The 626-nt window shown below is 56.2% G+C and carries 2 protein-coding genes and 1 pseudogene; all 3 read right to left on the bottom strand.

The features are described from left to right. Window positions 1-264 (bottom strand): annotated as a pseudogene (gene fdxB / locus EN824_RS36390) (ferredoxin III, nif-specific); the annotation flags it as partial. Beyond that, complete coding sequence (locus tag EN824_RS33470; RefSeq protein WP_224571204.1) at window positions 261-419, bottom strand: CCE_0567 family metalloprotein; 159 nt, start codon at window positions 417-419, stop codon at window positions 261-263. The gene EN824_RS33470 and the pseudogene fdxB, both read right to left, overlap by 4 nt. Window positions 420-509: 90 nt before the next feature. Further along, window positions 510-626: DUF269 domain-containing protein (locus EN824_RS33465; protein WP_135933158.1), on the bottom strand; the 117-nt coding region annotated here is incomplete at its 5' end.

Raw genomic sequence — 626 nt, 5'->3', positions numbered from 1 at the left:
CGCGGCCGCAGGCTCCGCAGCCGATGCAGCGGCCGGCATCATCGACAACCATGATCATGCGATTGAGCTTGCCGTCGAAATCGTCGTCCTCGTCATCGCAGGGGCCGAGGATTTCACCCGCATCATCAACGCCGTGAAGATGCATGACATCGCGCGAGCAGACCTTGAAACAACGGCAGCAGCCGATGCAGGTTTGCTATCGATGGAGGTCAGGTACGGCGGCATCCAAATGGAGCCGTCACGGGTGGTGAATGTGCGCATCATCCTAAATTCTTCATTGAAGCGAGTTCTCTCTTGGCAACATCCAACTCGGCATAAACGGCTTGGGTTTTCTCGGCGACTTCCTGTATGTCGGCCCACTTGCCCGGCAGACCCTCGACGAGGTCCTGCAATGCCATCTTGGCAATAGCTGCACGCAACTGGAGCTTTCAGACTTTTTTCCTCATCCTATCTAGGTCTGACATAGATCCTTTCTGGAACAATGGTTTCTTGATGCGCTCCATCTCGGGCTAGGCTTCAATGGCTGCAGTCGCATCGTCGACCAGTTTCGTACCGGCCTCAGCAAGTTTGCGGAAAGTCTCGAAGCCGAACCGGTGGACGTCTCGACAGAACGCCCAACCGCCGGA

Source organism: Mesorhizobium sp. M8A.F.Ca.ET.181.01.1.1 (genome assembly GCF_004792025.1).
Taxonomy (GTDB): Bacteria; Pseudomonadota; Alphaproteobacteria; order Rhizobiales; family Rhizobiaceae; genus Mesorhizobium.
This window is presented reverse-complemented; position numbering and strand designations above follow the sequence as displayed.